At 29.6% G+C, this 24,219-nt stretch carries 20 protein-coding genes and 1 pseudogene; 8 read left to right on the top strand and 13 right to left on the bottom strand.

The genetic code is table 11. The features are described 5' to 3' along the window. Positions 1-153 precede the first annotated feature (153 nt). Positions 154-1,419, bottom strand: coding sequence for a DEAD/DEAH box helicase (locus tag HUE53_RS11040; protein ID WP_014165441.1), 1,266 nt, complete (start codon positions 1,417-1,419; stop codon positions 154-156). A 24-nt stretch (positions 1,420-1,443) separates the two neighbouring features. After that, positions 1,444-2,484, bottom strand: coding sequence for a formimidoylglutamase (locus tag HUE53_RS11035; protein WP_014165442.1), 1,041 nt, complete (start codon positions 2,482-2,484; stop codon positions 1,444-1,446). A 124-nt stretch (positions 2,485-2,608) separates the two neighbouring features. Between HUE53_RS11035 and HUE53_RS11030 the strand changes: the two genes are divergently transcribed. Then, a complete protein-coding gene (locus tag HUE53_RS11030) occupies positions 2,609-3,499 on the top strand; it encodes a coiled-coil domain-containing protein (RefSeq protein ID WP_014165443.1) in 891 nt (296 codons plus the stop codon). 44 nt (positions 3,500-3,543) lie between these two features. On the opposite strand, the gene HUE53_RS11025 is transcribed toward HUE53_RS11030, so the two are convergent. Together HUE53_RS11025 and HUE53_RS11020 are read right to left on the bottom strand one after the other, a co-directional pair. Next, positions 3,544-4,581, bottom strand: coding sequence for an AMP-binding protein (locus HUE53_RS11025; protein ID WP_192188490.1), 1,038 nt, complete (start codon positions 4,579-4,581; stop codon positions 3,544-3,546). After that, entirely contained in the window at positions 4,578-5,510 is a 933-nt protein-coding gene (locus tag HUE53_RS11020) for a CPBP family intramembrane glutamic endopeptidase (RefSeq protein WP_014165445.1), read from the bottom strand. Before HUE53_RS11020 ends, HUE53_RS11025 begins: the two co-directional genes overlap by 4 nt. A gap of 62 nt (positions 5,511-5,572) precedes the next feature. Between HUE53_RS11020 and arsC the strand changes: the two genes are divergently transcribed. After that, complete coding sequence (gene arsC / locus HUE53_RS11015; RefSeq protein ID WP_107317735.1) at positions 5,573-5,914, top strand: arsenate reductase (glutaredoxin); 342 nt, start codon at positions 5,573-5,575, stop codon at positions 5,912-5,914. Positions 5,915-5,980: 66 nt separating this feature from the next. Further along, positions 5,981-8,458, top strand: coding sequence for an outer membrane beta-barrel family protein (locus HUE53_RS11010; RefSeq protein WP_065213452.1), 2,478 nt, complete (start codon positions 5,981-5,983; stop codon positions 8,456-8,458). 52 nt (positions 8,459-8,510) lie between these two features. Here the strand turns inward: HUE53_RS11010 and HUE53_RS11005 are convergent, their stop codons facing one another. Together HUE53_RS11005 and corA are read right to left on the bottom strand one after the other, a co-directional pair. Continuing rightward, positions 8,511-8,678: a hypothetical protein gene (locus tag HUE53_RS11005; RefSeq protein ID WP_014165448.1), complete on the bottom strand. Its 168-nt coding sequence runs from the start codon at positions 8,676-8,678 to the stop codon at positions 8,511-8,513. 122 nt (positions 8,679-8,800) lie between these two features. Beyond that, positions 8,801-9,871, bottom strand: coding sequence for a magnesium/cobalt transporter CorA (gene corA, locus HUE53_RS11000; RefSeq protein ID WP_065213451.1), 1,071 nt, complete (start codon positions 9,869-9,871; stop codon positions 8,801-8,803). A gap of 383 nt (positions 9,872-10,254) precedes the next feature. Here corA and hutI point away from each other — a divergent pair, with 383 nt between their 5' ends. After that, positions 10,255-11,490 carry an imidazolonepropionase gene (gene hutI / locus HUE53_RS10995; protein ID WP_063744027.1) on the top strand — a complete coding sequence of 412 codons (1,236 nt, stop codon included), beginning with the start codon at positions 10,255-10,257 and terminating at the stop codon, positions 11,488-11,490. Positions 11,491-11,575: 85 nt separating this feature from the next. Here the strand turns inward: hutI and HUE53_RS10990 are convergent, their stop codons facing one another. After that, a complete protein-coding gene (locus HUE53_RS10990; protein ID WP_014165451.1) occupies positions 11,576-11,959 on the bottom strand; it encodes a pyrophosphohydrolase domain-containing protein in 384 nt (127 codons plus the stop codon). A gap of 337 nt (positions 11,960-12,296) precedes the next feature. On the opposite strand from HUE53_RS10990, the gene HUE53_RS10985 reads away from it, so the two are divergent. Further along, positions 12,297-13,319, top strand: a complete 1,023-nt coding sequence (locus tag HUE53_RS10985; RefSeq protein ID WP_014165453.1) for a GyrI-like domain-containing protein — start codon at positions 12,297-12,299, stop codon at positions 13,317-13,319. A gap of 10 nt (positions 13,320-13,329) precedes the next feature. Here HUE53_RS10985 and HUE53_RS10980 read toward each other — a convergent pair whose 3' ends face one another. The 3 genes and pseudogenes from HUE53_RS10980 to HUE53_RS14530 all read right to left on the bottom strand — a co-directional run bounded on the left by HUE53_RS10980 (position 13,330) and on the right by HUE53_RS14530 (position 14,976). Beyond that, complete coding sequence (locus HUE53_RS10980; protein WP_014165454.1) at positions 13,330-14,046, bottom strand: tRNA threonylcarbamoyladenosine dehydratase; 717 nt, start codon at positions 14,044-14,046, stop codon at positions 13,330-13,332. A gap of 24 nt (positions 14,047-14,070) precedes the next feature. Continuing rightward, a complete protein-coding gene (locus tag HUE53_RS10975) occupies positions 14,071-14,709 on the bottom strand; it encodes a TatD family hydrolase (protein ID WP_324712746.1) in 639 nt (212 codons plus the stop codon). Beyond that, positions 14,696-14,976: pseudogene (locus HUE53_RS14530) on the bottom strand (DUF1684 domain-containing protein). The gene HUE53_RS10975 and the pseudogene HUE53_RS14530 overlap by 14 nt, the downstream one beginning before the upstream one ends. 379 nt (positions 14,977-15,355) lie before the next feature. On the opposite strand from HUE53_RS14530, the gene HUE53_RS10960 reads away from it, so the two are divergent. The 3 genes from HUE53_RS10960 (at position 15,356) to HUE53_RS10950 (ending at position 18,900) form a co-directional block, all read left to right on the top strand. Beyond that, on the top strand, positions 15,356-16,570 hold the full coding sequence (locus HUE53_RS10960) for an MDR family MFS transporter (RefSeq protein WP_014165457.1): 1,215 nt from the start codon (positions 15,356-15,358) through the stop codon (positions 16,568-16,570). A gap of 124 nt (positions 16,571-16,694) precedes the next feature. Beyond that, complete coding sequence (locus tag HUE53_RS10955) at positions 16,695-17,054, top strand: BlaI/MecI/CopY family transcriptional regulator (protein WP_014165458.1); 360 nt, start codon at positions 16,695-16,697, stop codon at positions 17,052-17,054. Between the two features lies 1 nt (position 17,055). Then, positions 17,056-18,900: a M56 family metallopeptidase gene (locus HUE53_RS10950; RefSeq protein WP_107317730.1), complete on the top strand. Its 1,845-nt coding sequence runs from the start codon at positions 17,056-17,058 to the stop codon at positions 18,898-18,900. 693 nt (positions 18,901-19,593) lie between these two features. Here the strand turns inward: HUE53_RS10950 and HUE53_RS10945 are convergent. From HUE53_RS10945 to mdh, 3 genes are all read right to left on the bottom strand, one after another. Beyond that, on the bottom strand, positions 19,594-19,929 hold the full coding sequence (locus HUE53_RS10945) for a tRNA-binding protein (protein WP_014165460.1): 336 nt from the start codon (positions 19,927-19,929) through the stop codon (positions 19,594-19,596). An 81-nt stretch (positions 19,930-20,010) separates the two neighbouring features. Next, positions 20,011-22,977: a protein translocase subunit SecDF gene (secDF, locus tag HUE53_RS10940; RefSeq protein ID WP_014165461.1), complete on the bottom strand. Its 2,967-nt coding sequence runs from the start codon at positions 22,975-22,977 to the stop codon at positions 20,011-20,013. 190 nt (positions 22,978-23,167) lie between these two features. After that, on the bottom strand, positions 23,168-24,100 hold the full coding sequence (mdh, locus tag HUE53_RS10935; protein ID WP_077225112.1) for a malate dehydrogenase: 933 nt from the start codon (positions 24,098-24,100) through the stop codon (positions 23,168-23,170). Between the last annotated feature and the right edge of the window lie 119 nt (positions 24,101-24,219).

Genomic DNA, 24,219 nt, shown 5'->3' with positions numbered 1-24,219 from the left:
ACGGCTTTAAATTTAAAAAATGATTTTTTAGATTTAAAGCCGTAAAAGTACATCTACGAAAAAAATTTCTGTTCCTTTTTTATCTTCTTTGCCCTTTTCATCTTCATCACAAAGTCTAACGCATAATCCAGATACAAGATGGATCGTATTGTATTAATACCAACGTTTCTTGTTTTTCTTAGAATTATCAGACTTTCGGGACTTTTTAAGATTTTTTTGTTTTGGCGAAGTGCCATTTATAGTTTGACTGGATTGGGTCCTTTTTTTTACAGTACTATTTGATTTCCAAGGAAAAGGGTGATCTTCTACAATTGTTACTTTGTTCTTTAATAATCTAACAATATCTTTCCAATATAATTCTTCGTCTTTACCGCAAAAAGAAATAGCAATACCTGAATGACCAGCCCTACCCGTTCTACCTATTCTGTGAATATATGTTTCAGGAATATTAGGTAAATCATAATTAATAACTACTGGAAGCTGATCTATGTCTATTCCTCTTGAAGCAACATCTGTAGCTATTAAAAAATCAATTGTTTTGTTTTTAAAATCTTCTAGTACTTTTTGACGTGCATTTTGAGATTTATCACCATGAAGAGCATCACAATTTAATTGATTTTTTCGTAAAAATTCAGCAAGATTTTCGGCACCTTGTTTGGTTCTTACAAATATAATAGTGTTTCCTAGTTTTTCTTGCTTAATAACTCGCAACAAGAGTTGTTTTTTTTCAGATTTTTCAACAAAATAAACAGATTGTATTATGTTCTGACTATTGTTAAAAGTGGATTTAACTTCTACATACTTTGGCTTTTTAAGAAATTCTTCTGCAATTTCTCTAATTTCTATAGGCATAGTAGCGGAGAATAAAAGTGTTTGCCTATTTTGTGGAGCTATTTTTGTTATTTTTCGCACATCATTTATAAACCCCATATCAAGCATTAAATCCGCTTCATCTATAACTAAATGATGTAAGTGATTAATATCTATTACCCCTTGTTTATTCAAGTCTAAAAATCGTCCTGGGGTAGCTATTAATATATCAATTCCTTCTTTTAATTTTTCTACTTGAGTTGCTTGAGGAACACCTCCATAAATAGTAAGTGTCGTACAATTAGTATATTTCCCGTATTTATTAAAGCTCTCTTCAATCTGCAACGCTAACTCACGAGTAGGAGCTAAAACGACTGTTCGAATGTATTTTTTCTTTTTAACAGAACCTACTATTGGAATTAGATAATTTAAAATGGGAATAGCAAAAGCAGCTGTTTTTCCTGTTCCAGTCTGCGCACATCCTACTAAATCTTCTCCTTCAAGAACAATAGGTATTGTTTTTTCTTGTATTTCTGTTGGTTTTGTATAATTTGCTTCTTTTATTGATTCTACAATATTTCGATGAAAACGGAACGGTTCAAAAGTCATATATAAAAAATTTAAGCAAAGGTACTATTTTATGACTGAAGAATGTGCTTTTATAAAATCTGTTATCAAGTAGCCTATCAGTTTACCAACTAACTGAGGGTTTTTATCCTCACCTAAAGAAGGTGCTCCTTCACAAATATGCAAATAAGAGGCATTTTTATGTTTACCAAAAAAGTGGCAAAATTGTCTTACTTCCTCTACTGAAAAACCGCTTAAAGTCATAGCACTAGAGGGGACATTAGGAATAGAATCTAAATCAATTTCAATTCCGTAGGGATCTCCTTTTATGTGTTCGTAAGCTATTTTTAGTTCTGACTGATAATGTTTTTCTTGACGAATTTTAATTTCGTCATACGTATTGTACTTTACTCGATCATTTTTACTTTTTATAATATCTAATACATTTTTAGACGTATAACTTTCATGTAAACCAAAGATAAAGTAATTCTTTAAAAAGCCTTCTTCAAAGGCATAAGAAAAACCATTGCCACTATGTCTTCCTTCTAAGATTCTAAAATCAGAATGTGCATCAAAATTTACTGCATTAATAGATTTTCCTAATCCCAGTGCTGTTCCTTTAATATTTCCATAAGCATTATTATGCCCTCCTCCTATAATAATAGGAATTTTTCCAGCCTTGATAATATGGTAAATAATATGAGAAACCTCTTTATCTATATTTTCAACTATTTTAAATAATTGTTTTCGATCATCAGGATTATTAGGATCTAAATCTTCTGCTTCGTTCATTTCTTGCGAAACATCTACACGCCCTAAAATAATAATTTGACTGCCTTTACAAAATTTATTATGTTGTATATTGGCTACACTCTGAAGGGTACTTTCCCACGCTGTTTTAGCTCCTCTTCTACCTAAATTAGCACGTATACCAACATCTTCTGGAATTCCTAGAAGGACATACTTTGCTTCACTTCTTTTTAAAAAACTAAACACATCCTCATCTTTAGGAACAATTTGAATTTTTTCTCCAAATTTTATTTCACCATTACGATAAGCTGTAATTTTTGAAAGATCAGATTGTCTAAAACGAATTAAATTTTCCATTGGGGAACAAAATTATATTAAGTCAAAAATACTATTTTTATGTAAAGTTACGTTAACTCTTGGTACAATCACATTAAAAAATTATTTTAGCATACTATAATAACCCTAAATAAATAAATTTAATATGCAAAGAAATGCTCCAAAAAGATCTAATAACATAGGCTTTAAAGTTGTTATAGGTATTTTATTAACTATGTTAGCTTCTAGCTTAGTTTATATTTATAAACTAAACGAAGAATCTAAAAATACCTTATCCGTAGTAACAAATGAAAAAGAGGCTTTAATTAAAGACTTAGAAATAACTAAGCAATCTTTAGAAACAACTATGGAATCAAACACCTCAATGACCGAGGAATTAATGGCAGAAAAAGAAAAAATTCAGCAATTAATGGTGGAATTAGAAAAAACAAAAAGCACTGATACTAAAGCCCTTGCGCGATACAAAGGTGAAATTGAAAAACTAAAATCTAAAATAGCTAATTTAATCAAGCAAATTGAAGGATTAAAAAAAGAAAATGCAACACTTACCACTAAAATAGACAGTACTAATACAGTACTAAAAAAATCACGCTTCATAAATGATACCTTAGTTTCAAAAAACAATATGTTGGCTAAAGCAATTGAAAAAGGATCTAAACTGTCTATTGTTAACTTACAAACAACAGCTGTTAAACAAAAAAGTAGCGGAAGACAAATTGTTACAGACAAAGCAAGTCGTGCAAATGTTTTAAAAATTAGTTTTACAATAGCAGAAAATCAAATTGCTAAATCAGGAGATAAATCCTATTATATTCAAATTATAGATAGTAAAAACAACGTATTAGGTGATAAAAAGATCGAAAGCTTTGGCGATAAAATGCTTACTTATAGCTTTGTATCTTCTGTACGTTATGAAAACAAAACCGTAAAAGTAGAAAAAGACCTTCCTGTAGAGGATATTTCGGAAGGAACCTTTTTTGTAAATGTTTTTGATAAAACTGAATTAGTTGCTAAAACGAGTTTCTCTTTAAGATAAACCCCGTTCCTAAAGCACAAATACCATTCCTTATTATAGAAGAATTAAGGAATGGTATTTTTTTTCATTGTTTCTTTTCTTTTTATTTTACCTGTTTCTGTTTCCTCAAATTTAGGTATAAAAATTACTTGCTTAGGTGTTTCATACAAACCTAGTTCTTTAAAGCTAGAAGGATCTATTTTATAATTTTGCCCTTCAATGACTAATACTAATTTCTCCCCCAACCTTTCGTCTGGCAAGCCATATACAAAAAAACGTTGTTGAATTTTATGCGTTAACTTAGCTTCAATTTGTTCAGGAAATAACTTTATTCCTCCACTATTTACAACATGATCAACTCTTCCTTTCCAAATAAATTCTGATTCTGAAACGAAATCTATCAGATCATTAGTTACTAGTCTCTCAGCATCAATATTAGGTGCATTTATAACTAGACATCCCCTGTCGTCTTGATTAATTACTACACCTGGCAATAATTTAAAACTTTTTGTTCCTATTTTTTTTAGCGCAATATGCGTAATTGTTTCGGTCATACTATAAGATTCATAAGCATTTATAGAATTTTGAACTAACTTTTCGGTCAAAACGGAATTCACCTTAGCTCCTCCTATCAATACAATCCTTACTTTTGGTAATTTATCTAACGATTGCTCTATTTGTAAGGGAACCATAGCTATAAAATCGTACATTCCATGAAGATTTCTTAATGGAGATGAAGTAGGTTCCACAATGGTTAAGTCCCAGCCCAGTACCATTGCTCTTACTAACATCATTTTTCCTGCAATATAATTAACAGGCAAACAACATAAGGCTTTAGATCCTGGATTTAATCCAAAAAAAGCACCTGTGCTTTGAGCTGAATATATCATAGCTCTTTTTTTTAATGTTATTTGTTTAGCAATTCCTGTGGTTCCTGAAGTTTGCACATTTACATAAGGACTTGTGTCTAACCATTCTAATATAAATGCTGCTGTAATTTTCTCATATTCTTTTCCTGCTTTGCTTTTTTCTTTTGCCCAAAAAGACAAAGTGTTTACATCATAAGAAATCCCATTTAATTTAAATTCCGAATGAATTGTCATCTTTTATTTTGTATTAAAATCGTACCTTTTAATTTTTCTTCCCAATTTTTCCAATGATATTTATTAGAGAAAATCATTAATAAAATAGGAAAAATTATAACTATTGGTAAAAAAAGTTCGAAACTTAATTTTGGATTAGAAACATCCTTTAGAACTGATGCCGTTTGTAACACAGTCCATTTGGAAGTTACCAATAAAGCGGTAATTAAATTATTTGCGGCATGAAATCCTAATGAAAGTTCCATTCCTTCATCCATCAAGGTTATAATACCTAGAAATACACCTGTACCTATATAATAGAGTACTAAAACGTTTCCTAATTTAGCGACTTCAGGATTACTGATATGTAACACTCCAAACAGTACAGAAGTAAAAACTAAAGGTATTAATTTGTTTTTAAACACTAATGCAAGACCTTGCATTAAATAACCTCTAAATATTAATTCTTCTATAGAAGTTTGTATAGGAATCATGAATAAAGCTATAAAAAACAGTGCTAAAAAAGGTTTTAATTCAAAATTCCATTGGTAATCAGTAGGTGATATAAAATAAGAAACTAATAATATTAAAACCTGAAGAAAAGCCCAAACGGTAAACGAAAAAAGGACACGATTCCAGTCTATAGATACTCTACTCGTAATAATTTTAACAAGAGGTTGTTTGTGCAACGTTTTAACGACAAGAATAAAACCAAAAAAAGCAAAAACAAAACTCAATAACATCAGAAAAAGTTGAAAATTACTATCTAAAACCTGCAAAAGAGCTGCCTCATCCTTTCCATAAATAGTATCCTTTTTTTCTTCTAATTTAGAAAAAACAGCAATCATAAAGGGTACCTGTCCTATTAAAGTAAAAATAAAAACAATAAAGGTTCCCAAAAGATATTTCCAAAATTTATTCCCATTAAAAAAAGCTTGTTCTAAAAACATATTTTTATTTTTTAAGTATAAGAGCAATTTAGCCTATTTTTGTTACAAAAAAAAATTAAATCATGATTACAATTTACCATAATGCTCGTTGTTCTAAATCAAGAGAGGGAGTTTGTTTTTTAGAAAATCAAAATCAAAATTTTGAAGTTATTAATTATTTAGAAAACACTCCTACTGTAGAAGATTTAAAAGATTTATTAAAAAAATTAAACATCCCAGCTATTGATTTAGTTCGGAAAAAAGAAACTATCTGGATTGAAAATTTTAAATCAAAAGAATTAAATGAAGAAGAAATTATTCAGGCAATGGTCGAGTTTCCCAAACTTATAGAAAGACCCATTGTAGTTAAAGGAGATAAGGCTGTCATTGCAAGACCTACTGAACGGATCAAGGAAATTTTATAAAATTAACATTTTATTAATTTTATAAATCAAGTATATCCGCTAATTTTACCTATTAACTCCCTCTAAATGAAAAAATTATTATTTCTATTTTTTGTTTTTTCAACAATTGTTTTCAATGCACAAGAAAAACAATTTACTAAAAAAATTACAATTACAGGTAGACTTGTTGACAAAACAACTCAGCAACCACTTGAATATGCCACTATAACTGTTATTAATCCTAGTAACAATAAACCCATTAATGGTACAATTACCAATTTAAAAGGAGAATTTACTCTTCAAAACACATCCGGTAATTTTATATTAAAATACGAATATTTATCATTTAAAACTTTATTAACCACTCCTAAATTATACAATGAGAGTTTAGATATTGGGATTATTTCTTTAGAACCTGATGCTAAAACACTAAGCGAAGTAGTGGTACGATCTGAACGAACAACAGTAGATCTAAAACTTGATAAAAAAGTGTTTACTGTAGGTAAAGATATATTGGTTAGAGGAGGAACCGTAAGTGATGTCCTTGACAATATCCCTTCTATTTCTATTAGTAGTGAAGGAACTGTAGCCCTAAGAGGGAATGAAAATGTTAGAATCTTAATAGATGGCAAACCCACTAATGCGGTAAGCGTAACCGATGCTCTAAAAATGATTCCTGCCGATGCAATAGACAAAGTAGAAACGGTTACTACACCTTCTGCTCGTTATGATGCTGAAGGAGGAGGAGGAATCATTAATATAATTCTTAAAAAAGGTAAAAACCAAGGAATTAACGGCAGTATTATAGCCGCAGTTGGAACACCTAAAAACAATAGTCTTTCTACTAATGTAAATTATAAAAACGAAATGATAAATTTTTTTTCAACCGTAGGTTATAATGATCGTACTAACCCAGGAAGAACAAAAATTGATCAAGAAACTTTTAATAAAAAAACGGGTCTTTTAGATTCTTATTTAGAAGAAAGAAGAGATAGCGAAAAGTATACTAAGGGAATCAACTTAAATTTTGGTCTTGAAATTGCTATCAGCAAGAACACCTCTTGGACCAATGCTTTTAATTATAGAAGCAATAAAGGAGGAAATAACGAAGCCGTTTTATACTACAACTTTGATGCTAACAAAATTTATCACAATACATCCAAACGTGATAATCAACTAGTATCTACAGGTGATAATGTAGAATATACCACTAATTTTACTAAAAATTTTAAAAAAGAAGGACATAAAATTACTTTTGATGGTGCTTTTTCAAAAAACACGGATAAAGATGATTCTGATATTTTACAAATAATCCTAAATAACAATCAATTTGTTAGGAACGAACGTAGCAAAAAACACGATACACAACTACGAAATTTATTGCAATTAGACTATGTACTACCTTTAAAAAAAGATTCCCAATTTGAAGCAGGCTATCGTGGTAATTTTGTAAAGTTATTAGCTGATTTTTCTGTACAGAATCTTAACACAAACACGGGTGTTTTTGAAAATATTACAGGTTTTTCTAATACAATGAATTATGTAGAAAATGTAAATGCCTTTTACACACAATTTGGGTCTAAAATGAATAAAATATCCTATCTCTTAGGGTTGCGTTTTGAAAATTCACATATTGAGATCAATCAATTAACCTCACAAATTTTTAAATCAAAAAATTACAATAATTTTTTTCCAAGCGTTTTCTTAACCTACGAATTAGGAAAAAACACAAGTATATCCACCAATTATAGCAAACGTATTACTAGACCGAGAGATCGTTTTATTAATCCTTTTGCTTCTTATACAAGTAATATCAACTTATTTCAAGGGAATCCTGATATTAATCCTGCTTATAGTGATGCTTTTGATATTGGTTTTTTAAAGAAGTGGAATCAATTAACATTAAACACCTCTGTTTATCTAAATCATACAACAGATGCTTTTCAAATTATCCGTAAAGAAAGAGGTGATTTTATTGATGGTACTCCTGTAATCATTAATACACCTTTTAATCTTTCAACAGACGATAAATATGGTCTAGAAATTACAGCTAATTATACCGTAAAAAAATGGTGGAAACTAAATGCTAATGCTAATTTTTTCTATAATATTACAAAAGGTGATTATCAATACACCAATACCAAAAATGAATTAGTTATTCAAGATTTTAATTTTAAATCCTCTACTTGGACGGCACGTTTAAACTCAAGAATTAATTTACCTTATAAAATTGATTTTCAATCTAATTTTACTTACAACGCATCACAAAAAATGGCACAGGGAATTCAAAAAGGAATTGCAGTGCTTAATTTAGGATTTAGTAAAGACATCCTAAAAGACAAAGCTACTTTAGCCTTTAATATCAATGATGTATTTAATTCACGTAAGATGATACGTGATTTAAACTTGCCAAGTGTAAATTCTTATTCTGAAATGCAAAATCGGATGCGCGTAGCTACTTTATCTTTTACTTATCGTTTTAACAAATCAAAAACCGAAAAAGAAAAAGATTCTAAGCAGAAACTAAATCATGATGGTAATGATAACGATTATATGGGAGGATAATACAATTAAAAAGCCCCATAAATGGGGCTTTTTGTTTAAAACAATAATAAAATTACTGTTTTAAGCTTTCTCTATTAGCTCTCTTTTCTTTGTATTCATTCCACAAATAACCTCCTACCCAATAGAATACGAAATTAATTAAGAAAATCATTAACCAAAATCCCATAGTTAAAATGGTTAAGAAAAGTAAGAAACCTAAATACTGTTGAAATTCAAACATTTTCCGGATTTTTTTGTATACTCTACAAAAGTAAAAATACTATTTATTATAGCCAATAATTATGACTCTTTTTTTATTTACTAAAGTTTTCTTTTTTAAAACAATTAAATGTTATTTTTATCCTAGAACCATTTTCTCCATTTAAAATAAATTGCCATAGCTATTAATAATATCACCATAGAAACCAATACCATAAAATAACCATATTTCCAGTGTAATTCAGGCATATTATCAAAATTCATTCCATAAACACCTACTATAAAAGTCAAAGGCATAAAAAATACTGAAACTATAGTTAAAGTCTTCATTACCTCATTCATCTTGTGGCTTTGTGAGGCAAAATAAAAATTTGAAGCACTCTCTAAAGTTGTTAAATCATATTCTATTTGCTCTAATAACTCTAAACATTTTTGATGCAATCGATCAAAAAAACTATAATTTTCCTTTTTTATTACATTAAATACATTGTCGTCTTTTGTCGTTCTTATAGAGTATAATGAATCTCGTAAAGGAATTATTGAACGTTTTAAAAAATTAAAATTGTCTCGATGTTTTTCTATTTGCTCTAATATTTCGGGTTTTGAATTCGTTTTAGAAATATTAATTAATGCCTCTACTTTATCTTCTTCTGCCTCTATTGTTATAAAAAAATTTTCTATGATAGCATCTAATAATAAATATAATAAATAATCAACTTCTTTATCACGTACTATACCTGAATGCGTTCGGATGCGCTCTCTTATATGTGCAAAAAAATCACTCTTCTTTTCTTGAAAAGAAGTTAAAATTCCTTCTTTTAATAAAAACGATATTTGCTCTACCTTTATATTATCGGAATGCTCAATGGGTAAAATAGACTTGATGCTAAAAAAGAGGACATTATGATACTCATCTATTTTTGTGCGTTTTGTTGTATTAAGAATATCTCCTAAGATAAATTTATCAACATTTAAAAAAGCACCTATTTTTTGAATTTTTTCTAAATCTGTTAATCCATGAATATTAATCCAATTTTGTTTTTTTAGATCTACGTCTACAATCATTTCTTCAAAAAAGCCATCAGCACTTTCTACTAGAGTATGTGTATCATAAACAAATAACTGCATGGTGGTGGGTATACTTTTATAACTTCCTGTATACTCTAAAAAAGTAGGAATTATTTTTTTTCCTTTTTTATATTTTATTTTTCGCAAGATTCATTTCTTTTTAGTACAACACAAAAATATATTTTAAAAGACAAAAAACTGTTAAAAAAACAAGCAGTTTTGGTGTGTTTAATGATGTCTTCCTAAAAAACGTAGCTTTCTTTTTTATATACGTTTTTTTCGATAATACCATTTAACGCTCTCTTACACGACTAATCTGTAATAGTATCATCTTTTTTATTTCTTGACAATCCCTCAGCTTATTTTTACAAAACACATTAGAATCAATCTTTTAGGTCTATCTTTAGAGCAAAAATAACAGTTCAATAAATTTATTATTAAAAAAATATCTGATCTCTTTTAAAAAAGTCAACTTTTTTTACTGAATACTATAAAAACAAAGTACTTTAGCAAGACTTTTTTTTATAAAGATGAAAAAATTAATTATAAACATACAAGAATTATTACAAATAAGAGAACAATCTATTCTGAAAGTTTCAGGAAAAGATATGGCTGAACTTCCCAAAATCAACAATGCGTATTTATTAATTGAGGATAATCTTATTTCTGATTTTGGACCTATGGAAAACTGTCCGGAAAAAGTAGATGCTCATATTATAGATGCTAAAGGAAAAGTAGTTTTACCTACTTGGTGTGATAGTCATACACATCTTGTGTATGCGGGCAACAGGGTACAAGAATTTGTAGACCGAATCAAGGGCCTTTCATACGAAGAAATTGCTCAAAAAGGAGGTGGGATTTTAAACTCTGCAAAAAAATTAAATGAAACCTCTGAAGAAGAAATTTTTGAACAATCAAAAATTAGATTAGAAGAAGTTATCCAACAAGGCACAGGAGCTATTGAAATAAAGTCTGGTTATGGATTAACAGTTGAAGGAGAACTTAAAATGTTACGGGTTATTAAGAAATTAGCAAAGCAATATCCTATTAAAATCAAATCTACTTTTTTAGGAGCTCATGCCTTTCCTGCTTCCTACAAAGAAAATCATAGTGCTTATATAGATCTAATTATAAATGAAATGCTGCCTATAATTGCTAAAGAAAACTTAGCTGATTATATAGATGCTTTTTTAGAAACAGGTTATTTTTCTGTTGAAGAAACAGAACGTATTATGAAAGCAGGTCAGGAATATGGCTTACGAGCCAAAATACACGTTAATCAATTTACTGCCATTAACGGAATTGAAGCCTGTGTAAAACACCAAGCTCTTAGTGTTGATCATTTAGAAATTGTAACGGATCATGATATTGAAGTATTAAAAAATTCAAATACCATGCCTGTAGCATTACCTAGTTGTTCATACTTTATTAGTATACCATATACACCTGCCAGAAAAATGATAGAAGCAGGTCTTCCGTTAGCTCTTGCTACTGATTTTAATCCTGGTACTACTCCGTCAGGAAACATGAATTTTGTAGTAGCTACTGCTTGCATTAAAATGAAAATGACACCTGAAGAAGCCATTAATGCAGCTACGCTAAATGGAGCGTATGCTATGGGCATCAGTGATACACATGGTAGTATTACAAAAGGAAAAGTTGCTAATTTAATTATTACGAAAGAAATTCCAACCTATTATCAGTTGCCATACGCTTTTGGAAGTCATCTTATTGACCAAGTGATTATAGAGGGTAAAATTATGTAATTTCTTACTTTTATATCAAAAAAAGTCTGTCCTTAAAACTTGAATTAGAGTTTATCTTTCATTCTTTAAGGACAGACTTTCGTTTTTAAAATAATATTTTTTTAATATTAGGTTTAAAATAATGAGGTCCTTTTAAAACTTTTCCATCTTCTCGATAGATAGGTTTTCCATCCATACCAAGCTTGCTCATGTTGCTTTTTTGAATTTCTTCAAATACTTCTTCTATTTTATGTTGTAATCCATGCTCTAAAATGGTACCACATAATATATAAAGCATATCTCCTAAAGCATCTGCAACTTCTACTAAATCATTGTTTTTAACTGCTTCTAAATATTCTTCGTTTTCTTCTTTCATCAAATTAAAACGAAGTTGATTTAAATCATTGCCTAAATCTGCCACTGGGACTTCTTTTACTCCTAAACCAAAAGATTGGTGAAATACACGTACTGATTCGAGTTGTTTTTCCATTTTTATTTGATTATAAATTTTATATGACAATTAAGATGTTTAAAATAAAAATATACCAATACTAATACTTAATTTTGCAATAAAAAACTATGTTTAGTCAAGGTCAAATTATATTTGCAATTTCTTTTTTTATTTGCTTTGTTATATTAATGATTTTTTCTTACAGAAAAGATATAAAACTACATAAATTACATTACAAAGGTAGTTTTTGGATACTTATCTCTTTTTTAATTTTCATTGGAATTTTATTTCTCATAAAAACAACACTCAAAAATCAATAAGAAATTTGCGTTTTTAACATTTTTTTATAGCTTTACATGAGTTTACACTTAGAAGCATGAAGGTAGCTAAATACTTATTCTTACTAATGCTATTACTTACAGGAACTATAACTGTATTTGTAGCCACAAAAGATGGAAAATATAAGATACAACATGAAAAGTTAATAGAGGTTTCTAAAGAAATCGCTTTTAAATACATGAGTGATCGTGCCAATTGGGATTCTATCAACCCTTGGAAAGATGAAAATTTTAAAGTAATCCAACTCCAAAAGGTCTCTAATGAATCTATTTCCCAACAAATTATCATGAATGAAGTAGTAAATAAATTAGTATTAAAATTTAAAGACACTTTACAAAACAAGACCAAAGCTATTTGGTCTACTGAAGGAGAATTAACATTTAAAGATAAATTTCTTAGTATTATAGGCAGAGGTGTTAAAAACGATTTTGAAGATCGTTTTGAGTCTGCTTTAAGCTTCGTAAATACTACATTAACAAGAGAGATTAACAATTTTGAAATAAAACTAGATGGTTTTGTAAAAAGAGATACCCTTTATTATATACAACGCCCTGTAATTTCTAAAAAAGAACAAATCCCATTAATGATCAAACGTTTTGTTCCTAAACTACAAAAAATACTAACCAGTACAAACACCCCTATAAACGGAGCCCCCTTTCTTGTTTACCATGCTAAGGATAGTATACAAAATCAATTTAAATACTCTATTGCTATACCTATAAAGAAAAAAATATACATTAGTAATGATAGTGATATATTAAGCGGTCAAATCAATCCTTCAAGTACTATAAAAGCAACTGTAAAAGGGAATTATATTCATTTAGCAAAAGCTATACCGCAGCTACATACTTTTATGGAGAAAAACAAATTGGAACAAAGTGATAAGTTCCGAGAAATAGAAGTTTTAGTTAAAAATAACACCACATCTCAATCCGCTTCTTCTTGGGTAACTGAAATTTACATTCCTGTCAAACCTATAAAAATAGCTACCAAAGTGAGTTCCGTAAAAAAAGATACGACAAAAACTCACATTGATAGCCCTGAAAATCTGCAAAAATAAAAGCGGATTTTTATTTTTTAAGTAGATCTCTAATTACCTTTTCTGCTGCGTGTAAACCAAACAAAGCAGGCATCCAACTATTCGTACCATAAAATGACTTCTTAAAATTAGATCCATCCGTCATTTTTACACTTGAATAATCAGGTCTTTCGTGTGAATAAACCACTTTTACTCCTCCTGAAATTCCTTCTGCTTTAAGTCTTTTACGCACTTGTTTAGCTAGTGGGCAATAGTCTGTTTTACTAATATCTTTCACACATACTTTTCCTGCTTCAAACTTGCCTCCAGCCCCCATATTGCTGATTATTTTTACTTTTTTCTTTTTAGCTGCAATAATAAGATTTAGTTTAGGTGTAATACTATCTATACAATCCATAACATAATCAAAATCCTCTGTAACAAGCTCATAAGCTCTTTCTGGTGAAAGAAATTCTTCGATAACGGTCAAATCTATTTCAGGATTTATATCCTTAATTCGCGCCGCCATTAACTGTACTTTAGGCACTCCTACAGTAGAATGCAAAGCGGGTAATTGTCTATTAATATTTGTAATATCTACCACATCACCATCTACAATAGTCATTTTACCTATACCTGCACGCACTACAAATTCTGCCGCAAACGAACCTACTCCTCCCATTCCTACGACTAAAACGTTGGAATTTCTTAATTTCTCTAAGCCTTCTGTTTTAAATAATAATTCCGCTCTTTCCTGCCAAACTGCCATTCAATTTTATTTTTTATTAATTCATTAAAGTTGAAACACTTTCATAAAATTAGCTTCTATTAATCCTTCTACATTCTTCCCTTTAATTATTGAAGCTTTATTGTATACCTCTTCAATCGTTTCTTCTATTGTATCTGTTTCTAAAAAAAAACGATCCTCTGGTACATACTTAAATACTGATGCTAATTCAGGATTTCTTATTAAATATTTCCCAAAAGAAAGATAAAATTCGTTATCTAATAAACTTTTAGCAACTTGAATATTCTTAGAAAAGCCATGTATAACAATAGGCTCCTCTATTTTCATTGCTTTTTTTATACTAATTATTTCCTGAAAAGCCGAAACGCAGTGCAAAATTAAGGGTTTTTTATATTTTTTTGCAAGTTCTAATTGCTTTTCAAACACTTGTATTTGAAAATCTAATTTTATATCTATCCGTTTATCTAAACCACATTCCCCTAACGCTAAACAATTTTGTAATGGTAATTTATTCTCTATTATCTTTAATTCTTTATTAATATATTCTTCTTTTATATACCACGGATGTATACCTATAGAAAAATAAGGTGTTTTTTCATTAAACGACATAGGGTATTGATTGACAACTTCTAATACCTCTTTTTGGTTTTTAAACGAATGTGTATGCAAATTATATTTCATCAGTCCTGATTTTTTTAACTCCTACAGAAATAGGTCTAGACAAAGTATTTTTATAAGAAACTATAGAACATGAATACTTTTGATTATAAACCCAATACGGATTGTACACTTGGTTAAAATCAAGCAATACCCTGTTTTAGGAGTACGTATTTCCAAATATATTCCGTCTCCGTAGGTTGTCACTTCGTTTGTTTCATCTCTAAATGGGAGAAACAAATAATTTCCGAATCCTTTTTTATGTTTTAATTCTTGATTTGATAGACAACCAATTCTTCTTTTACGCCTTTTATTTCAAAGCCCAAAAGTCCATACACTTTATAGATTACTTTACGTTCCGTTGTTGTAGTCAATTTCAAAAACTTTGCCTTTACTAAATAATCATTATTTATAGAAAAAAAATCCAAACTTTTAAATTTAGCAAGATCTGTTTTTTCTAAAGGTGTTTAATCTATCTAAAAACTCTTTATTTAAACGATTTTGAAATTGATAAACTGTTTCTTGAAGAGCCTCCTTTTGTTCAAAATATTTTAAAAAAAATAAAAGACTATAAATAGATTCTATTTTTTCATTTGCTAAAATTAAGTAAATATCTATAAATTACACATATTTTCTTTTGATATTTAGTATTTTTGAGAGCTATTACATCATTATGCTCAAAGCTGGAATTATTCGTTATATTAACAACTTCAAAGGATTTTCAAGAGAAATTTGGATACTAACCCTAACCACTTTTATTAATCGCGCGGGTACTATGGTACTTCCTTTTTTATCTAAATATTTAAAGGAAGATCTGCATTTTAGTTACAAAGAAGTGAGTTGGGTCTTAGTAAGTTTTGGTATTGGTTCTATGATCGGTTCGTGGTTGGGCGGCAAACTTTCGGACAAAATAGGTTTTTATAGAGTCATGCTTTTTAGTCTTCTAACCAGTGGTATTGGATTTATTATTTTACAATTTATCACTTCATTTATAGGTTTATGTGTAGGAATCTTTCTTATTATGGTGATAGCTGATATGTATAGACCTGCCATGTTTGTATCCTTAAATACTTTTGCTACTAAAGAAAATAGAACAAGGGCTTTAACATTAGTTCGTCTAGCGATTAATTTAGGGTTTGCATTAGGTCCCGCCATGGCTGGATTGATCATTATCGGAATAGGTTATAAAGGCCTTTTTTGGGTGGATGGTATAACTTGTATATTAGCCATTAGCCTTTTTAGATATTTTATAAAGATAAAAACCAACAAACATAACTCTAAAAAAAATGTAAGTCTATTTAATAACAAGATTACTGTATTTAGTGATACCCTTTTTTGGATTTTCTTATCTTGTTGTATGCTGATAGCCATTTTGTTTTTTCAACTTTTCACTACTTTACCCCTTTATCACAAAATTCAATTTAATTTAACAGAACTCCAATCGGGATTACTTCTGATGCTCAATGGTTTATTTATCTTTTTTTTAGAAATGCCCATTGTAAGTTATGTTGAAAGAAAACAAATTAATAAAATAAAGATTATCACTACAGGTGCTCTTATGATGTCTTTAAGTATGTTTATACTGATTTTTTCTTCTTGGAGTAGTATACTCGTAATTATGATGATTCTAATGTCTTTAGGCGAAATGCTTACTTTTCCTTTTTCAAATTCTTTTGCCATGAGCAGAGCTCCTAAAGGTCATGAAGGAAGATATATGGCTATTTTTAGTATGAGTTTTAGTGCTGCTAATATAATAAGCGCAAAAATTGGCCTGTCTATCGTGGATTATTTTGGATATACGACAAATTGGTTAATCATGGCTTTTTTAGGAATTATTGCTGTTTTATTAGGCATAATTACTTATAATCTTACTCAAAAAGAGAATTAAAGCATTTGCCTCTTTTCTTAAAAATAACTTAATTTTTAGTTAAACAACTACAAAAATAGTTGTTCAACTAAAAACATCGTTTTAGTTTTGTTCTACTTACTAAAAAAGAAGAAAGTATTTAACTATGCAAAAGTTAACAAACAAAGAAGAGGAAATTATGCAAATTTTATGGAAGCTTGAAAATGCTTTTGTAAAAGACGTAATGGCTGAAATAAAAAACGAAACGCCACATTACAATACCCTTTCTACAATTATTAGAAATTTAGAAGATAAAGGTTATGTTGGACATACTATTTTTGGCAACACACATCAATACTACCCCATTGTCCCCATAAAAGAATATAGAAAAAAGTTTTTTAACACAACTATTGAAACCTATTTTAACAATTCATACAAAAATTTAGTTTCTTTTTTTGCGGAAGAAAAAAAAATTTCAGCTGCTGAACTTAGAGAAATTTTAGAATTAATAGAAAATAAAAAATGATATGGGAATGCTAATTCTATATGTAGCTAAAGTCAACATAGTAATAGCAATTTTTTATATTGCTTATTATTTTCTTGTAAGCAAAGAAACTTTTTTTCGCAGTAATCGCTGGTTTTTACTATCTGGATTGATAACTTCTGTTATTTTACCCCTATTTTTCGTTCATAAATACATCGCAATCAAACCTCAAACAACACCAAAATCTACTTTCCTACAAAGTATACATCACACTCCAATTAGTCACACTGAATCCATGCCATTTATCAACTGGAATATTATAATAACAACTATTTATTTGAGTATCTCTTTAGTATTCTTTATTAAATTCATTATTAGTTTCTTTTCGTTGTATAAACTTCTTAACCAAGAAGAAGTTATTAAAAAAGGCTCTTTCAAATTGGTGGATTCAGATAAAGATATTGCTCCCTTTTCATTTTTTAATTATATAGTCTATAATTCTGATTTTTATACTGTAGAGGAATTACAATATGTGTTAGTACATGAGAGGGTTCATAGTAAAGAAAAACACACAATAGATATACTATTTACTTCTATATTTTGTATTCTTTTTTGGTTTAACCCATTTATTTGGTTCTACAAAAAAGCAATTGTTCAAAACTTAGAGTATATAGCCGATCAAAAAGCCAGTTCTTTTTTAAAAGATAAAACCCAATATCAAAAAGCATTATTAAAAGTAATTACACAACGAAATTATTTTTCAATTTCAAACTATTTTAACTCATCATTAATTAAAAATCGAATCATTATGTTAAACCAATCACAATCAGAAAAAAAGAACTCTTGGAAATACGCATTAATTATTCCTGTCGTAATGGCTTTTATATTCTTTTTTCAAGTAAAAACAATAGCTCAAGAAAAAAACATTGTTCAGCCTAACTCAAGTGGTTTATATATTACTACTGATAAAAGTTCGACGGATCAAGAAATAAAAGAAGACACTAAAATTGCTAAAGACAAGTTTGGTGTTATTCTAAAATATTCTAAAATTAAACGTAATTCAAAAGGAGAAATAACAGCTATTAAAATAGAATATAAAGATACTAATGGCAAAAAAGGAATGACACACATTCAAGGAGATGACCCTATTAAACCTATTTATTTTCACAAAATTAAAGACAGAATAGGCTTTGGAAAAGCAAGCGAAATAAATCTGAATAAAAATTTTTACAAGTCTAATAACGAAGATACTGATTTTGGGTTCTCTTTCTTAGAGAAAGAAAACGATGGAGTACCTGATTCAAATCAAATAGAACTACCTACACCAGAAAATCAAAACAATTTAGAAAAAAAAGAGGAGAAACCGGTAGTAAAAAATTATAGCAAAAGCATAGTGATTAAAAAGAAAAACGATGGAAAACCTCAAGTCATTATAGATGGTGAACAAATAGAAACTGATTCCGAGGAGTATAAAAAAATGTTGAAAGATTTCAATGGGAATTTTGAATTCAATATACAAGAAGAAGGTCCTATGGTTTTAAAATTTAACAACAAAGATCTTTTTAAATTCGATTCCAATGAAATAGAAAAAATAACAAAAGAGGCGTTATCTAACTCACAAAAACATATTAAAAAGTTACGTGAAAAAATGAACACTATACAACCCGAAACAAATCAAATGAAAATTGAAATGGAAAAAATAAAACCAGAAGATTTTAATTTTGATTTTCTTTGGAACGAAAAAGAAGGCGAATCTGAAATGAAAAAAGCTAAAGAAGAAATCATCAAAGCTCGTGAAGAAATGATTAAAGCTCGTGAAGAAATGATCAAGGCCAAAGAAGAAATGCTAAAAGTAAAAAGTAAACAAAATAAAACAAAGAAGGTATAATTTTATTACACCACTAAAGAAAGTATCCTAATAGATTGCAATCTTATTATTTCGACTACAGGAGAAAACATAGTACTATAATACGCCTTTCTCCTTTTGGTTCAAGTAACGAATTAGAGGTTAAACATCTATTTTTTAGCCCTCTTTTTTATCTAGTGTTTTTTATTCAGGAGATAAATATGTAAATCTACGATTTGATTTAGGAAAAAATATAGATTATGTCTGAGATTAGTTAATTTCACAAACGATGTTTAATAGTCAAAAAAGTTAGTAAAAGAACTATTAGACATTGTAAAACATGAAGTTTCGAAGAGTTTATTGAAATTTCTTTCAATAAACTCTTTTTATTTATGAAAAACTCAAAAAAAGCAATGTCCAACTTGTAAAAGTCTAGAAACTATAAAATGGGGATTCAACAAAACAAACAACAATTTAAGTGTAAGAATTGTGGAGAATTATTTACCATTAGGAATAAATCAGTTTCAGATTCTAACAAAGAAATTTGATTAAAAAACTGGGAGAATTAGCAAACCTCTGGTTACTAATCTCTTAATAATAGAAGCACCCTTACAAATGCCATTACAGAATATACTATATTAAAAGGTATCGAACAAAAAATAAATGGATAAACAATCCTTAATCTTGTATTTATAAAAATCAGGTTATTTCACCCCTTCTAATCCTTTAACCGTTTCAACCAATACGCAAACCATTGCTTACCTTTTGATCAGAAGATAACAATACAATATCATTATTTTCCCCCACAGAACCTAACACCAAACACTCGCTCATAAATTTGCCTATTTGTTTTTTGGGAAAATTTACAACGGCTATAACCTGCTTATCAATTAATTCATTTTTTGAATAACGCTTTGTTATTTGAGCAGAAGATTTTTTAATCCCCAATTCACTTCCAAAATCAATTAATAATTGATACGCTGGCTTATGTGCTTCAGGAAAATCATCCACAGCAATTATCGTTCCTATCCGCATTTCTACCTTTTCAAAATCAGACCAAGAAATTTCCATATTAAATATTTTAATTAGTATTTGATGTATAAAAAAAGCCCCAAAATATCGGGGCTTCTAATTTATTAAAAAACACTTAAATTAAGCATTCATTTCTGCGTGTCTTTTTTCTATTTCTTCTTTATCTTTTTTAGACAAAGTATCTACTAGCACAGGTGTTGCAATGAATAATGAAGAATAAGTACCTACAATAATACCTATCAACATAGCAAAGATAAATCCTCTGATAGACTCACCACCAAATACGAACATAATAGCTAATACTAAAATCATAGTCAATGATGTATTGATTGTTCTTGATAAAGTAGTATTAATAGATTCATTTACAATATGATTAAAGTTTCCTTTTAAGTTCCCTGCTAAGAACTCGCGAATACGGTCAAATACAATAACTGTATCATTCATTGAGTACCCAATAACTGTTAAGATAGCTGCAATAAAGTGTTGATCCATTTCCATGTGGAAAGGCATAAACTTATAACATATAGAATAAATACCTAATACAAAAATTACGTCGTGTGCTACTGCTGCTACTGCTCCTAGTGAATATCCTAATTTACGGAATGAAATTACTAAGTATAAACCTACTACTAACATTGCTCCAATAACAGCCCAAAAAGAGTTTGTTTTAATATCATTAGAAATAGCAGCACCTACTTTTGATCCTGATAATACAGCTAGTTTTTTACCATCTGTTAAGGTAATAAATGTTTTATAATCCATACCAGGGAAATATTTAGACAATCCTTGGTATAATAATTTATTGACTTCCTCGTCTACAGCTACGCCTTCTTCTTCTATTTTATATTTAGTTGTAATCCTTAATTGATCTGAATCACCAAATACTTTAGCTTCGGCAGGTACACCAAATACTTTTCCTAATTCTTCCGACACTACGGCTGCATCAACTGGTTTTTCAAATTTCACTTGAAAAGTTCTACCTCCAACAAAGTCTACCCCTTGATCTAAACCATTTACAAAGAAAATTGAAACCAAACTGATTATAGTCACCACTAATGAGAAACCATAGGTAAATTTTTTAATTTTTAAGAAATCGAAATGATATCCTGTAAACCAATTTTTAGACCAATCTGTAGTAAATGATAAAGTAATATTTTTAGCCACTGCTCTATCCAAGAAAATTCTTGTAATAAAAATAGACGTAAATAATGAAGTTACGATACCGATTAATAACGTGGTAGCAAAACCTTTAATAGGTCCTGTTCCAAAAGTATATAAGATAGCACCCGTTAAAACGTGTGTTACGTTTGCATCAATGATAGAACGCATAGCACCCGTCCAAGAGAATGATTTTTGTACTGCATCACCTAAATTTAAACCATGTCGTAATTCTTCTTTTGCTCTTTCATAAATAATGATATTGGCATCTACAGCTGTACCCAATGTTAGTACAATACCTGCAATACCTGGCAATGTTAATACAGCACCTAAACTGGCTAAAATACCAAACAAGAACAATAAGTTAACTACTAGTGCTATATTTGCATAAGTTCCTGATTTACCATAATATACCCACATCCACAACATAACAGCCAATAATCCCACAATAGCAGACATAGTACCATTATCAATAGCTTTTTGTCCTAATGATGGTCCTACTACTTCTGACTGAACAATTTCTGCAGCGGCAGGTAATTTACCAGCACGTAAAACATTAGCTAAATCTTTTGTTTCATCAATTTTAAAAGTTCCTGAAATTTCAGAACGTCCTCCTGCAATGGGCCCTGAAGTTACACCAGGTGCAGAATATACAACATCATCTAAAACGATAGCAATTGCATTCTTTTGAGAAAATACTCTACCTGTTAATTCTTCCCAAATTTTAGCCCCTTTACCGTTCATTTGCATAGATACGGCTGGTTTTCCCATTTGATCAAAAGTGTCAGCAGCATCTATTAAAACGCTTCCACTCATAGGAGGCACATTTGTTCTATTTCCTTTAATAGCATATACCTCAACTGCTTCTGCTTCTTCGTCTTTTACTTTACCGTATAAAAACTTAACATCTGCTAAATTGGCAGGTAATAAAGATTTTATATCCGTTCTTTTTAAATAAGCATTAACTGTTGCTGTATCTTTAGTTGCAATCATGCCTATTATAGAACCTCCTTGCTGTAATGGCATTAATTTGTCAAACAATGGATTATTTCCTTTTGCATTACTTGCTGAATCTTTTGACTTATCAACTAATAAATCATTTAGTTTCGAAGATGATTTAGTTTCTTTAACAGCTGGTTCAACTTTTTCAGTTTTCTTCAAAGCCTCATTTACAGTCATTAAGTAAGAGGCTACTTCCTCTACTTTGTAAGTTTCCCAAAACTCTAATTGAGCCGTAGAAGATAACAATTTTTTAGCACGGTCTACATCCTTTGCTCCTGGCAATTCCACTAAAATACGTCCTGTATTTCCTAATTTAACAATATTAGGTTGTGTAACACCAAATTTATCAATACGTTCACGTAATACTCCAAATGCGCTTTGCACAGACTCATCTACTTTTTTAGCAATTACAGCTTTTACTTGTGAATCTGACATATTGAAGTTAATCTCATCGGCTAAGTTTCTATTTCCAAAAACATCAGGAGAAGCTAATTTAATTCCTGAACCAGCCGAAGCTTTTTCAAATGCTTCAAAAAAAGCATCTAGAAAAGATTGATTCCCTTGTTGATTTTTCTTAGCATCTGCTAAAGCTTTATTGAATAAAGCATTTGATGTATTATTAGCTAAACCTTTTAATACATCTTTCACAGAGATTTGCAAGGTAACGTTAATCCCTCCTTCTAAGTCTAAACCTTTGTTAATTTGCTTATCAGCTACTTCATTGTAAGTAAAATCAGTAAACCCTAAACTAAAAACTTTTTGTTTACCAATTGAATCAAGATACTTAATCTCCTTTTCTTGATTTCCATTTGCAAATGCTTTTGCATCACTTTTAACTTTATTCGCTATAAAAGTGAAAGTAAGCTGGTAAATACTTACTAAAGCAAAGATGATTGCAAAAAACTTAATGAGTCCTCTATTCTGCATTCTTTGTAAAAAATTAATTAATTTGTTCTACGTTAGTTTTTGGTTAATAAAAGACTCCTAAATACAATAGGAGTATTTACTAAAACTTGCAAATATATAATTCTGAATACGATAAACCAATTAATTTCCAAAAATTATATAAAAAAAAAGACTGTCGTTTTACAGTCTTTTTAATAAATTAAAGTTTTTATCATAATAGTTCTGAAAGGGTATCATTCATATTACGAACTGCCGCTGAGGATTTGATAAATAACTCCCTCTCTAGATCATTTAACTTCACATCTATTATCTCTTCCACTCCATTCCTACCAACAATACAAGGAACCCCTATACATAAATCCTTTTGACCGTACTCTCCATCCAAATACACAGAACAAGCAATCATCTTCTTTTGATCATTTAAAATAGAATCTACCAAATAAGCCACCGAAGCACCAGGTGCATACCAAGCTGAAGTACCTAGCAAAGCCGTTAACGTGGCTCCACCTACCATTGTATCCGAAGCTATTTTACTCAATTGTTCTTCTGACAAAAACTGCGATACTGGGATTCCATTATAAGAAGCCAAACGCGTCAGCGGAATCATAGTTGTATCACCATGTCCTCCAATAACCATAGCGGCAATATCATTAGTTGGCTTATCTAAAGCTAAGGCTAAATATGTTTTAAAACGTGCACTATCTAAAGCTCCTCCCATGCCTATCACTCTGTTTTTAGGTATACCTAAAGCCTTATAGGTTAAATAAGTCATTGTATCCATAGGATTTGACACTATAATAAATACTGCATTAGGTGAATGTGCTAAAAGATTTTCAGCTACTGACTTTACAATCCCTGCATTAATACCTATAAGTTCTTCACGTGTCATACCTGGTTTTCTAGGAATTCCCGAAGTAATAACCACTACATCACTATTAGATGTTTTAGAATAATCATTGGTTACCCCTATCAATTTAGTATTAAAACCTGTATTCGTGGCGCATTGCGAGATATCTAATGCTTTTCCTTCTGCAAAACCTTCACGAATATCCAATAGAACTATTTCACTAGCAATACCTCTATAAGCCATAACATCTGCGCAAGTGGCTCCAACATTACCCGCTCCTACAATTGATACTTTCATAATAATTTATTTTTTTTAATCTTTTTATTTCTAAAACCTCTTTAATAAGAATCTTCTTTCGAATATACGAAAAAATACAATAGCAATCTACTAATAAAAAAATTTATATAAACAAAAAA

Origin of the sequence: Flavobacterium columnare, assembly GCF_014844295.1 — a bacterium.
In the GTDB taxonomy this organism is placed as follows: domain Bacteria; phylum Bacteroidota; class Bacteroidia; order Flavobacteriales; family Flavobacteriaceae; genus Flavobacterium; species Flavobacterium columnare.
Note: the sequence above shows the minus strand (reverse complement) of the source record. Positions and strands in the feature narration are given on the sequence as shown.